Below are 12,425 nucleotides of genomic sequence, written 5' to 3' on the forward strand. Positions count from 1 at the left end.
TCCTCTCTTGATTCTGTCAGTCGTCGGCGCGGACGACCGTGGCAACGCCCTCGCCCGTCAGCACGCGCGCCAGATTGCCGGCCTCGCGAATGTTGAACACGACGATCGGGATATTGTTATCGCGGCATAGCGCCACCGCGCTCGCGTCCATCACCTTCAAATTGTCGGCGAGCACGCGGTCATAGCTGAGGCTGTCGTAGCGGACCGCATTCGGATCCTTCTTGGGGTCGGCATTATAGACGCCGTCGACGCTGGTGCCCTTCAAGAGCGCGTCGCACTTCATCTCCGCGGCCCGCAGCGCGGCGCCGCTGTCGGTGGTGAAATAAGGCGCCCCGACACCCGCCGCGAAGATCACGACTCGGCCCTTGTCGAGGTGGCGTTCGGCGCGGCGGCGGATCACCGGCTCGCACACCTTGTCCATCTCGATCGCCGACTGGACGCGGGTTTCGACGCCCAGCTGCTCGAGCGCATTCTGCATCGCGAGCGCGTTCATCACCGTCGCGAGCATCCCCATATAGTCGGCCTGCGCGCGGTCCATGCCCTTCGCGGCCCCCGCCATGCCGCGGAAGATGTTGCCGCCACCGATCACGAGGCAGATTTCGAGCCCGCGATCCTTCGCCGCCTTCACCTCGGCCGCCATGCTCGCGACCGTTTCGGGATCGATGCCGAAGGGGGTCGAGCCCATCAGCGCCTCGCCCGACAGTTTGAGCAGGATGCGTTTCATGCCGGGCAAAGCCATGTGCGGGGGGACCTCTTATATTCTTCGGATATGCGAATGGCGCGCACCCTAGTCAGAGTACGCGCCATTGCCAAGCGGACTGCCACGCCCTTGGCGCAGCAATCCGATTCTGTTTTTAAACGCCAGCGGCCGCCGCGACTTCCGCCGCGAAGTCGCTTTCTTCCTTCTCGATGCCTTCACCGAGCTGGAAGCGGACGAAGCCCTTGAGCGTGATCGTCGCGCCGACATCCTTGCCGGCAGCGGCGACGACTTCGGCGACCGGGGTCTTGCCGTCGATCACGAACAGCTGCGACAGCAGCGCGTTTTCCTTGCGGAACTTGGCGATCGAGCCGTCGACCATCTTCGCGACGATGTCGGCGGGCTTGCCCGACTGGGCGGCCTTTTCCTCGGCGATCGCACGTTCGCGCGCGACGAGGTCGGCGTCGAGGTCGTCGCCGTTCAGCGCCAGCGGGAAGGCGGCGGCGACGTGCATCGCCAGCTGCTTGCCGAGCGGTTCGAGAACGTCGGCGCCGGCGGTCGATTCGAGCGCGATCAGCACGCCGATCTTGCCCATGCCGGGCGCCGCCGCGTTGTGGACATAGCCCGTGACGACGCCCGAATTCACCGACAGGATGGCGGCGCGGCGCAGCGACTGGTTTTCACCGATCGTCGCGATGTTGCTGGTCAGCTTCTCGCCGACGGTGCCGCCGGTCGGATAGGCCGCGCTACCCAGCGTTTCGATGTCGGTGATGTTGTTCTGAAGTGCGACCTGCGTCACTTCGCGGACGAATTCCTGGAACTGCTCGTTCTTGCCGACGAAGTCGGTCTCGCTGTTCACTTCGACGAGCGCGCCCTTGGTGCCGTCGGTGGCGAAGCCGACAAGGCCTTCGGCGGCGACGCGGCCGGCCTTCTTGGCGGCGGCGGCGAGGCCCTTGGTGCGCAGCCAGTCGATCGACGCTTCGATGTCGCCGCCGTTTTCGGCGAGCGCCTTTTTGCAGTCCATCATGCCGGCGCCGGTGCGGTCGCGCAGTTCCTTGACGAGAGCGGCCGTAATCTCAGCCATGGGATATTCCTTTCCAAAAGCGGCGGACGCTTGTTCGATCCGCCGTCCGCCGCGCGCATGGCGGCGGGATAAGTCAAAGTGATGACCGGGACGGCGCGCGCGGAGCGCCGCACCGTCCCGTCACCCACAGAGCGGATTAGGCGTCGCTCTGACGTTCGGTTTCGGCAGCCGCTTCGGCGGGAACCTGTTCGTCTTCGGTCACCGGAGCGGCGGCTTCGGCGGCCGGCGCTTCTTCGACCAGCGCCGGTTCGGCGACGGGCTCGACGGCCGCGCCCAGGTCTTCGCCGCGATCGGCGCGGGCCTGCTGGCCCCCGCGCGTTGCCGCCTGGGCAACCGCGTCGCAGTAAAGGCGAATGGCGCGCGCGGCGTCATCGTTCGCGGGAACCGGGAAAGCGATGCCGTCGGGCGAGACGTTCGAGTCGAGGATCGCGACGACGGGGATGCCAAGGACATTGGCTTCCTTGATCGCCAGCTCTTCCTTGTTCGCGTCGATCACGAACATCACGTCGGGAATGCCGCCCATGTCGCGGATGCCGCCAAGCGACATTTCGAGCTTGTCGCGTTCGCGGGTGCGGTTGAGCACTTCCTTCTTGGTGAGGCCCGAGGTGTCGCCCGAGAGCTGCTCTTCGAGCGTCTTGAGGCGCTTGATCGAGTTCGAGATCGTCTTCCAGTTGGTGAGCATGCCGCCCAGCCAGCGGTGGTTGACGAAGTGCTGACCCGAGGCGCGGGCCGCATCGGCGATCGGACCCTGCGCCTGGCGCTTGGTACCGACGAACAGCACCTTGCCGCCGGCGGCCGAAGTCGAGGCGATGAAGTCGAGCGCGCGCGCAAAGAGCGGCACGGTCTGCGACAGGTCGAGAATGTGGATGCCGTTGCGCGCGCCGAAGATGTACGGCTTCATGCGCGGGTTCCAACGGTGGGTCTGGTGGCCGAAGTGGGCGCCAGCTTCGATAAGATTCTGCATCGTGACGACAGGTGCCGCCATGGTATTTCTCCTTCCGGTTGATCCTCTGGAAAGCAAGAACCGGGTTCCGCAAGCGGATGGTCCCGGCACCGGTTTATGTGCGCCTTCCATGTGGAATGGGCGGGCGGTTAGACGCGATTCTCAGAAAAAGCAAGGGGCGGCGGCGCTTTTCAGCCATCGTTCGTCGCAGCGCGAAATATCGGATCGTCGGCAAAGTGACTCCGTTCATCGCATTTTGCTTGAGAACAAAACAAGAACATGGAACGAAAGGCGCAACGAAGCCGTAGCAAGAAGCGGTTTCGCGGGAAACGAAGCCGAAAGGACACAAGATGGTTCAGGTCGCTGCCGCTCTCCTCTTCGCCATTGCCGCCGGTCTCGGCGTTGCGGTCATTCTCGCGATGTTCCGTAGCAACGCCGATGCGATCCTGTCGGCGCTCGCCGGCGATGGCGCCTTCCCCCATGCATCCGCGCCGCGGCCGGGCCCGTCATCGACCGTCATCAAGCTGCGCCCTTCGGCACCGCGCCACCACATCTCGCGCGCCGTCACCGCCCGCCCGCAGTTCAGCCGCGCCGCCTGACCTTCGCGTAGCTTGCAAGCCCGAAGGGGATCAGCGCCACATAGACGGTGCTGACCGCGAGCAAGGTATGCCAGGGCGCGGTGACCAGCGCCGCGCCGAGCAGGCCGACGCCGGCGAGCGCGAATAAGCGCCACGACCGGCGCAGGCGGATCGACGACCAGCTGTACGTCGGGATCGCCGAAATCATCAGCATCGCGACGGCGAGCCCCCACGGCATGACGACATACCATTCGCGGAACAGGTCGCTGCCCGTCACCAGCCACAGATAGACGGGAACGAAGGCGAGCCCCGCCCCGGCCGGCGCCGGAATGCCGGTCAGGAAGCCTGCCGACTTGTGCGGCTGAAACTCCGAATCCATCCGCGAGTTGAACCGCGCGAGCCTGAGCGCGCAGCACACGGCGATCGCGAGCGCGGCGGTCCAGCCGAACTTCGGCGCATATTGCAGCGACCAGAGGAACAGGATCATCGCCGGCGCGACGCCGAAGGCGATCACGTCCGACAGCGAATCGAGCTCGGCGCCGAATTTGCTCTGCGCGCGCAGCAGCCGCGCGATGCGTCCGTCCATCCCGTCGAGCACGCCGGCGAAGATGATCGCGGCGAGCGCCTTGTCCCATTCCTCGCCAATCGCGAAGCGGACGCCGGTCAGGCCGAAGCACAGCGCGAGCGCGGTGATCGCATTGGGCGCGAAAGCACGCAGCGGGATTCCGCCGAGCCGACGCGCTTCCGCGCCGATGCCGTCCTGCGCTTCGTCGGCCACGCTACTGCCCGACGCCGTCGAGGATTTCGGCCTTGCCGATCCGCGCGACGACCGTTTCCCCCGCCAGCGTGCGCTGGCCGAGCAGCACTTGCGGAGTCGTACCCGCCGGGAGATAGACATCGACGCGGCTACCGAAGCGGATGAGCCCGACGCGCTGGCCGACTTGAAGCTCGGTCCCCATGCTCACGAAGGGCATGATGCGCCGTGCGACGAGCCCGGCGATCTGGGTGAAGCCGATCCGCACCCCGTCGGCGCGTTCGACGACGAAATGCTGCCGCTCATTCTCCTCGCTCGCCTTGTCGAGGTCGGCGTTCAGGAATTTGCCCGGGATATAGACGAGCTTGCGCAGCGTGCCCGCGACGGGGGTGCGATTGATATGGACGTCGAATACGCTCATGAAAATCGAAACGCGCAGCATCAGCGGATCGGCAAGGCCATCGGGTCCGGCGATTTCGGGCGGCGGCGCGACTTCGGCGATCTGCGTCACCAGCCCGTCGGCGGGCGCGATCACGACATCGCTGCCCGTCGGGGTCACGCGCACCGGATCGCGGAAGAACGCCCCGACCCAGGCGGTGACGCCGAGCATCAGCCAGCCGAGGATCTCCCAGCCGAGAAGCCAGAAACAGAGGGTGACGATACCCGCGATCAGCAGGAACTTGCGGCCTTCGGGATGCACCGACGGCCAGCGCCACTTGATACCGCCACCGGGGCGGTTCGAGGAAATGGTTGTGGACATGGGGCAGTCTTCTAAGGGGCCGGTTCCGCCGTGACAACGGAATAAGACACCAGGATTGCCGCACGATCGCCGCCGGCCCCGCTGCGACGGGGCAGTTGCACGATCGCGCGGCTTTGCCTAAGGCCCGCTGCAACTCCGACTCCCCAAGGAAAAGGCTTAAAGCATGGGCAAGATCAAGGTAGCCAACCCGGTCGTCGAACTCGATGGCGACGAAATGACCCGGATCATCTGGCAATGGATCCGCGAACGGCTGATCCTGCCCTATCTCGACATCGACCTGCACTATTACGACCTCGGCATCGAGGAACGCGATCGCACCGACGACAAGATCACCGTCGAAGCCGCGAATGCAATCAAGAAGCATGGCGTCGGCGTGAAGTGCGCGACGATCACCCCCGACGAAGCGCGCGTCGAGGAATTCGGCCTCAAGAAGATGTGGAAGTCGCCGAACGGCACGATCCGCAACATCCTGGGCGGCGTCGTGTTCCGCGAACCGATCGTCATGAAGAATGTCCCGCGCCTCGTCCCCGGCTGGACCGACCCGATCGTCGTCGGTCGTCACGCCTTCGGCGACCAGTATAAGGCGACCGACTTCCGTGTCCCCGGTCCCGGCAAGCTGCGCCTGGTGTTCGAGGGCGAGGACGGCACGCTGATCGACGAGGAGGTGTTCCAGTTCCCCTCGTCGGGCGTCGCGATGGGGATGTACAATCTCGACGATTCGATCCGCGACTTCGCGCGCGCCAGCCTCAACTATGGCCTCGCCCGCGAATGGCCGGTGTATCTGTCGACCAAGAACACGATCCTCAAGGCCTATGACGGCCGCTTCAAGGACCTGTTCGAGGAAGTGTTCCAGGCTGAATTCAAGGCGAAGTTCGACGCGCTCGGCATCGTCTACGAACATCGCCTGATCGACGACATGGTCGCCTCGGCGCTCAAGTGGAGCGGCAAGTTCGTCTGGGCCTGCAAGAATTACGACGGCGACGTCCAGTCGGACACGGTCGCGCAGGGTTTCGGTTCGCTCGGCCTGATGACCAGCGTGCTCATGACCCCCGACGGCAAGACGGTGGAATCCGAAGCCGCGCACGGCACCGTCACGCGCCACTATCGCATGCACCAGCAGGGCAAGGCGACCTCGACCAACCCGATCGCGTCGATCTTCGCCTGGACCGGCGGGCTCAAGCACCGCGGCAAGCTCGACGGCACGCCCGAGGTGACCAAATTCGCCGACGACCTCGAAAAGGTCTGCGTCGCAACGGTCGAGAGCGGCAAGATGACCAAGGATCTCGCGCTGCTGATCGGTCCCGACCAGAACTGGCTGACGACCGAAGGCTTCTTCGAGGCGATCGTCGAGAATCTCGAAAAGAAGATGGGCGCATAAACAAGCAAAAAGCTTGAGATAGACGTCTAGCCAATCGGGGCCGGCCTGCATAAGGTCGGCCCTTATGGTATCGGAGACAGAAACCTCGGCGATCGGCAACGCGCTGGTCGTATTGGGCGCCGCGGGCATCGTCATTCCGGCCTTCGCGCGGTTCCGGATTTCGCCGGTCATCGGCTTCATCCTCGTCGGCCTGCTCGTCGGCCCGTCGGGGCTCGGCGCCCTCGCCGCCGACTATCCATGGCTGAAACATGTCACCATCGGCTCGGTCGAGGATATCGCGACGTTCGGCGAATTCGGGATCATCCTGCTGCTCTTCTCGATCGGGCTCGAACTGTCGTTCCGCCGCCTTTGGCAATTGCGGACCTTGGTCTTCGGCATCGGCGCCGCTGAACTGTTCGTCGGAGGCGCGATCCTCGGCACCGCTTTGCTCCTGTTCGGCGAACATTCGACTGCCGCCGCCTATGGCCTTGGCATCGCGCTCGCCCTCTCCTCAACCGCGCTCGTGCTGCCGATCGCCGGCACCAAGTCGGCGGTTGGGCGTGCCTCCTTTTCGATGCTCTTGTTCGAGGATCTCGCGCTCGTCCCGATCATCTTCATCCTCGCCGCGCTGTCGCCGGCCGCATCGGGCGACAGCGCCGAGCTACTGCTGACGACGTTGTGGCATGGCGCGCTCGTCGTTGCGGCGCTTGCGATCGGCGGCTGGTTCCTGTTGCCGAAAATCTTCGCGCAGGCGGCGCGCGCCAAGGACCCCGAACTGTTTCTTGCCGCGAGCCTGCTCGTCGTGATCGTCGCCGCGCTCGCGACCGCCGCGGTCGGCCTGTCGCCGATCGTCGGCGCGCTGCTCGCCGGGCTGATGATTGCCGAGACCGAGTATCATAACGAGGTCGAGGCGATCACTGCGCCGTTCAAGGGGCTGGCGCTCGGGGTGTTCCTGATCAGCGTCGGCATGGGGCTCAACCTCAAGACCATCGCCAGCCAGTGGCCGGAGCTCATCGCGGCCGTGGTCGGCGTCGTGCTGATCAAGGCAGCGGTCACTGCCGCGCTGCTGCGCTTTTCGGGGCAGGTCCGGCGCGGCACCGCGGCCGAGGTCGGGCTGCTGATGGCGAGCCCGTCCGAAACCACCCTGATCGTCCTCACCACCGCGCTGCAGGCGCAGCTGATCAGCCGCGATACCGCCGAATTCTGGCAGCTCGTCACCGCGATCGGCCTGACGATCACGCCCCTGCTCGCGCGCGTCGGGCACGACATCGCGCGGCGGATCGAGATGCGGACGGGCGACGCCCAGGCCGAGGAGACACCCGAGGGACGCACGGTCATCGTGGGCTTCGGGCGCGTCGGGCGCACCGTTGCCGAGCTGCTGCGCGAACATGGCCGACCCTATATCGCGGTCGATGCCGACATCGACACGGTCGCCGCCGCAAGGCGGGACGGTTTCGTCGTTCGGTTTGCCGATGTCGCCCGCCCGGGGGCGCTCGACAGACTGGGGATCGAAAACGCACAGGCGATCGTGCTGACGATGGACGATCCGGTGCAGCAGCTCCGCATGACGCGCCAGCTCAAGCAGAAGCACCCCGATCTGCCGATCATCAGCCGCGCGCGCGATGCCGATCATGCCGCCGCGCTGTACAAGGCCGGCGCCAACGACGCCGTGCCCGAAACGCTCGAAAGCTCGCTACAGCTCGCCGAGGCGGTCCTGATCGACCTCGGCGTCGCGATGGGGCCGGTGATCGCGTCGATCCACGATGTGCGCGCCAAGATGCGCCATGACATCATGACCAAGGGCGACCTCGATCACGAGCCGCGCATCAGCAAGCTGCGGACGCCGGGAAGCTGATCCTAGCGGCCGCCCGTCGGTGCGGCCGCCCGGTCGAGCGCCGCCGCGTCGGCGAGCGTCATCCCCTTGGGCAGGATCGCGAGCGACCATTGGCGCGCGGGGACCAGATATTCGCGCGCGAGTCGCTGGATGTCGGCCGGGGTGATGCCCGAAATGTCCTGCTCTACCGACAGTGCTGCCGCCGCGACGCGCGGGTCGCGGGTCGCGCCTTCGAGCAGGAACATCCAATAGACGTTGCCCGTCGATGCGCGCGCGATCTGTTCGCGGATCGGGCCGGCGTTGCGCGCCAGCTCGTCGGCGCTGACCGGCCTAGCGACGAGGTCGGCGGCGATATCGCGCGCGATGCCGTAGAAACGATCGACATCCTTCGGCGCCAGCAGGCTGCCGACGAGCAGATAGCCGCCGCTGCCCTCGAACCCCGTCGGCCAGTGGCTGTCGACTGCGGGACCGTAGCTCGCGCCCTGCTCGGCGCGCAGCCGGTCGAACAGGCGGTCGTTGAAGATCGCCGCCAGCACGTCGAGCCCCTGCGCGTCGCGCGGGGCCGCGCGTCCGCCGCTGGTCGGCCAGGCGGTCATCGCCGCCGCCTGCCCGGTCTCGCCACGATGATAGGCGACGACCGGCGTGACATTGTGCTTGGCGAAGGCGACCGTCTGCCCGGACGGGGGAGCAATCGCTGGGTGCGCGGGCAGCGCGCCGAGCGTCTCGGCGAGAATCTTCTTGTAATCGACCGTCGACAGATCGCCGAACAACTGGACCTCGATCGGTCCGCTCGCGAGGCGCGGTTCCCAGAAGGCGCGAAAGGCAGCGGGCGTCAGCGCGGCGATCTGCGCCTTGTCGGGCGCCGCCCAGCGCGCGTCGTCGTTCGCCAGCCAGCCGCGCATATTGCGGTCGAGCACCGCGTTGGGCGTCGCGTCGTTGAGGTCATAGCCGGTGAGATAACCGACGCGCAGCCGATCGACCGGCGCGGCATCCCAACGCGGAAAGGCGAGCTTGCCGGCGATCAGCTTCATCTGGTCGGCCAGGTCGGCGGGCTTGCTCTCCGCCGCGATCTCGAACGCGTCGTCGTCGATCGAGAAGTTCATCTGGATCTGACGGCCGTTGGTCAGCTGGTCGAGCTCGTTCTGCCCCCACGGCCCGATCCCGCTCGCCATCAGCGCATAGTCGCCGGTCCACAGCAGGTTCGGCGCATCGGCGGCAACGCTGCGGTTGCCGGTGCCGAAGCGGACGTTGACGCGCACCTTGCCGGGCTCGACGCGGTTGTTCGAGACGAGCGCGGTCACGCCATTGGCGAACTCGAGCCGCTCGGCGCGAAGGCCGGGTAGGCCGCCGGTCGAGACCAGCGTGCCCGGCTTGCCGATCGCGGGAAGCTGGCTCATGTCGACCGCCGCGGTCGCGACCCGGTCATCGCGGATCTTCGCGGGCGCGGCGAGCGCGGCAACGAGCGCGGCGTCGCCACCGCGCGTCGGGGTCGGCGTCGTCAGCACGACGCGCGTCACCGGCGCGCCGAAAATCGCCTTGCTCGTCGCCAGCATCACCTTCGGTGTCGCCGAGGCCCGGATCGCCTTGAACATGTCGACCTGGCCCTGCGGGCTCGTCACCGTCTCGTTGATGTCGACCGCGCGCACCATATCGTCGGCCAGCCGCGAGCCGGGCTCGTTTCGAGCATTTTCAAGCTCTTTGGCGAGGAAGGCCTCGATCTCGTTCGCCTCGCGGTCGATGTCGGCCTGCGACGGCGGCGTCGTGACGGCATCGGCAATCACCCCGCGCACATCGGCGAGCGCCGCTTTCCAGTCATTGAGCGGCACGATCTGCGCCATCGTCACATCGGCGCTCCGGCTCAGATATTGCTGCTCGACCGTCGCGACGAGATAGCTGCCGCCCGCCCGCGCGCGGTTCTCGAGGCGACGATTGACGAGCGCCTGCGCGATGAATTCCAGATAGAGCCGCCGCGTATTCTCGACGGTATCGACGCGCTTCACCCACGGGCGGATCATCGCCAGCGTCAGCGCGAGCGGCTGGTTTGGTTCGACCACCACTTTCGCGACCGGCGCCTTGGGGTCGGGCTTGCCGAAATCGGGCTGCACCGGCGGCGTCCCATCGCCGCGCCAGTCACCATAATATTTGGCAATCAGCCGCGCGAACTCGGCGGGGTCGCCGTCGCCGACGATCACGACGACCGCACGCTCGGGCCGATACCAGCGATCATGGAAGGCCTGCACTGCCGGCGCGCTTGCCGCCGCCAGCGATGCGACCGTCCCGATTGGCGGCCGCTTGCCCAGAAGCTGTCCGGCGAACAGATGCGCGTTGGTGATATCCGCGATCCGCTTTTGCGGCCCGTCGGATTCGCGCAGCTCGGACATGACGACGCCGCGCTCTGCAGTCACCGCAGTGTCCGAAATGCGCGGTTCGCGGACCATCCCGGCGAGCAATTTCATGCTCTCGTCCAAGGTCGCGGCATTCACGTTCGGCAGGTCGAGTTGATAGACCGTCTGCGTCGGCGTCGTCTGTGCATTGGAATCACTGCCAAAGGTCACCCCGAACCGCTGCCAGATGCGCTTCGCCTCGCCGTCGGGGATATGCTCCGATCCGCGGAAGGTCAGATGCTCGAGCAAATGCGCGAAGCCCAGTTCCTTCTCGCTCTCGAACATCGACCCGACATCCATCCGCACGCGGATCGACACCTGTCCCGGCGGCACGCCGTTGTTCCGCACCGCATAGCGCACGCCGTTGGGAAGCACCCCGAACTGCCACGCGGTGTCGCGGGGGATGTCGCTGCCGGCATAGAGCCAGCTCTCGTTCTTCGCCAAGGCGACGGGCGAAGGCGCCGGCGCGGTCTGGGCGCTTGCAACCGAAGCGAGCAGCACGCCCGCCGCGGCGGCGCAGGAAATGAGGATCGATGCGAGCGGGGAAAGCGGGACTAGCCGTGGAGAATAGGACATCCATCCACCTTATCGCCTTCGAACCTTGCTGGCCACTGAACTTCGTGCCGCTTGTCCTCCACCGCGCTTCGGCCTAGCCAGACGCGATGGACGCCAAGCTCCCCCCTCTCGCCGCGATCGTGCAGATGACGAGCGGCATCGACCCCGACGCCAATCTGCGGGCGATCGACCGCGCTTTGGGCGAGGCCGCGAAACATGGCGCGGCGGTCGCCTTCCTTCCCGAAATGTCGCTGCTGCTCGATCGCGATCGTCAGCGGTCGGCGGCGCATATCCTCCGCGAAGCCGACAGTCCCTGGCCGGTTGCATTGCAGGACATGGCGCGGCGCCATGGCGTATGGCTGCACTCGGGGTCGATGCCGCTGCTGTCCGACGATGGCAGCAAGCGCGTCAACCGCAGCCATGTGATTGGTGCCGACGGCAGCATCCGCGCGCGCTACGACAAGATCCACATGTTCGACGTCGACCTGCCGACGGGCGAGAAATGGACTGAATCGGCCGCCTACGCCGGCGGCGAAGCGATCGCGCTCGTCGACACGCCAATCGGCCGTTTGGGCCTCAGCATCTGTTATGATTTGCGCTTCCCCGAACTCTATCGCGCGCTCGTCGATGGCGGGGCGGAGGTGATCGCCATTCCCGCCGCCTTCACGGTACCGACCGGCGAGGCGCACTGGCATACGCTCGTTCGCGCGCGTGCGATCGAGACCGGCTGTCACGTCATCGCCGCAGCGCAATGCGGCGTCCATGCCGACGGCCGCGCGACCTATGGCCACAGCCTGGCGGTCGATCCCTGGGGCGTCGTTCTGGCGGAGGCAGCGGCGAAAAGCGGCGCTGGCGACCAGGGCTTCGACCTGATTGCGGTCGAAATCGACGCCGAGGCGGTCACGAAAGCCCGTCAGGCGATTCCGCTCGCGCGGTCGCGGACGGTTCGCTCGATTACGCTATAGGCAAAGGCAAGACAGGCGCCGGGTCTGCCAGCCACAAAAAGCGAACCCCCGATTGCGGCCCGCACTTAACCGGAATTTACATCGCCCAAAACACAAAGGGCCCCGGACATGGTCCGGAGCCCTTCGGTAACTGTCGAAACAGCCTTATTACGGGCTGGTCGGCGCGTCGTCGTTGTTGTCCGACGCGATGATGATGCCACCAACGATAGCAGCCAGAGCAACGATCGCGATGATCCAGCTGGTGCTGCCTTCGAGTTCGCTTTCGCCACCGAGATCGGTGGTCGCACGAGCCGCCGGGGCAGCCGAAGCAGCAACCGGTGCCGCGATCATCGACGTTGCTGCGAGGGAGATCGCAGCCTTCTTGAGCAGGTTCATCTTATTCTCCGTCCACTGGAAAACTAGTATTCTCGAATCACAGCGGACCTAGCCACCCTGATTCAGCATGGTTCTTCTATGCATTGTCGCCAGCGATTGCAACGACGTTTTGCCAGTGCCCAACAAATGTTAGGAATTT

11 protein-coding genes are annotated in these 12,425 nt (G+C 66.0%); 4 read left to right on the top strand and 7 right to left on the bottom strand.

The window, feature by feature from the left end:
- Positions 1-16 precede the first annotated feature (16 nt).
- The 3 genes from pyrH to rpsB form a co-directional block, all read right to left on the bottom strand.
- Positions 17-739, bottom strand: coding sequence for a UMP kinase (gene pyrH, locus QOL68_RS15660; RefSeq protein ID WP_058457262.1), 723 nt, complete (start codon positions 737-739; stop codon positions 17-19).
- 115 nt (positions 740-854) lie between these two features.
- Positions 855-1,781, bottom strand: coding sequence for a translation elongation factor Ts (tsf, locus tag QOL68_RS15665; protein ID WP_282949915.1), 927 nt, complete (start codon positions 1,779-1,781; stop codon positions 855-857).
- A 136-nt stretch (positions 1,782-1,917) separates the two neighbouring features.
- The gene (rpsB, locus tag QOL68_RS15670; protein WP_058457260.1) at positions 1,918-2,766 is read right to left on the bottom strand and encodes a 30S ribosomal protein S2; all 849 of its coding nucleotides are present in this window, start codon (positions 2,764-2,766) and stop codon (positions 1,918-1,920) included.
- 308 nt (positions 2,767-3,074) lie between these two features.
- Here rpsB and QOL68_RS15675 point away from each other — a divergent pair, with 308 nt between their 5' ends.
- On the top strand, positions 3,075-3,323 hold the full coding sequence (locus QOL68_RS15675) for a hypothetical protein (RefSeq protein WP_282949914.1): 249 nt from the start codon (positions 3,075-3,077) through the stop codon (positions 3,321-3,323).
- On the opposite strand, the gene QOL68_RS15680 is transcribed toward QOL68_RS15675, so the two are convergent.
- Both QOL68_RS15680 and QOL68_RS15685 read right to left on the bottom strand, forming a co-directional pair.
- Entirely contained in the window at positions 3,307-4,080 is a 774-nt protein-coding gene (locus QOL68_RS15680) for a CDP-alcohol phosphatidyltransferase family protein (protein ID WP_231729150.1), read from the bottom strand. The two genes, QOL68_RS15675 and QOL68_RS15680, sit on opposite strands and share 17 nt — an antisense overlap.
- A gap of 1 nt (position 4,081) precedes the next feature.
- The gene (locus QOL68_RS15685; protein ID WP_058457258.1) at positions 4,082-4,816 is read right to left on the bottom strand and encodes a phosphatidylserine decarboxylase; all 735 of its coding nucleotides are present in this window, start codon (positions 4,814-4,816) and stop codon (positions 4,082-4,084) included.
- A 163-nt stretch (positions 4,817-4,979) separates the two neighbouring features.
- On the opposite strand from QOL68_RS15685, the gene QOL68_RS15690 reads away from it, so the two are divergent.
- Together QOL68_RS15690 and QOL68_RS15695 are read left to right on the top strand one after the other, a co-directional pair.
- Positions 4,980-6,194 (top strand): NADP-dependent isocitrate dehydrogenase, encoded by a 1,215-nt coding sequence (locus QOL68_RS15690; protein WP_058457257.1) that lies wholly within the window; start codon positions 4,980-4,982, stop codon positions 6,192-6,194.
- A gap of 64 nt (positions 6,195-6,258) precedes the next feature.
- Positions 6,259-8,028, top strand: a complete 1,770-nt coding sequence (locus tag QOL68_RS15695) for a cation:proton antiporter domain-containing protein (protein WP_282949913.1) — start codon at positions 6,259-6,261, stop codon at positions 8,026-8,028.
- A 2-nt stretch (positions 8,029-8,030) separates the two neighbouring features.
- On the opposite strand, the gene QOL68_RS15700 is transcribed toward QOL68_RS15695, so the two are convergent.
- Positions 8,031-10,967, bottom strand: coding sequence for a M16 family metallopeptidase (locus tag QOL68_RS15700; RefSeq protein ID WP_282949912.1), 2,937 nt, complete (start codon positions 10,965-10,967; stop codon positions 8,031-8,033).
- Between the two features lie 86 nt (positions 10,968-11,053).
- Here QOL68_RS15700 and QOL68_RS15705 point away from each other — a divergent pair, with 86 nt between their 5' ends.
- On the top strand, positions 11,054-11,911 hold the full coding sequence (locus tag QOL68_RS15705) for a carbon-nitrogen hydrolase family protein (RefSeq protein WP_282949911.1): 858 nt from the start codon (positions 11,054-11,056) through the stop codon (positions 11,909-11,911).
- Positions 11,912-12,058: 147 nt separating this feature from the next.
- Here the strand turns inward: QOL68_RS15705 and QOL68_RS15710 are convergent, their stop codons facing one another.
- Positions 12,059-12,286 carry a hypothetical protein gene (locus QOL68_RS15710; RefSeq protein ID WP_058457253.1) on the bottom strand — a complete coding sequence of 76 codons (228 nt, stop codon included), beginning with the start codon at positions 12,284-12,286 and terminating at the stop codon, positions 12,059-12,061.
- Positions 12,287-12,425: the final 139 nt, after the last annotated feature.

The organism is Sphingopyxis sp. Geo25, from assembly GCF_949769135.1.
Taxonomy (GTDB): Bacteria; Pseudomonadota; Alphaproteobacteria; order Sphingomonadales; family Sphingomonadaceae; genus Sphingopyxis.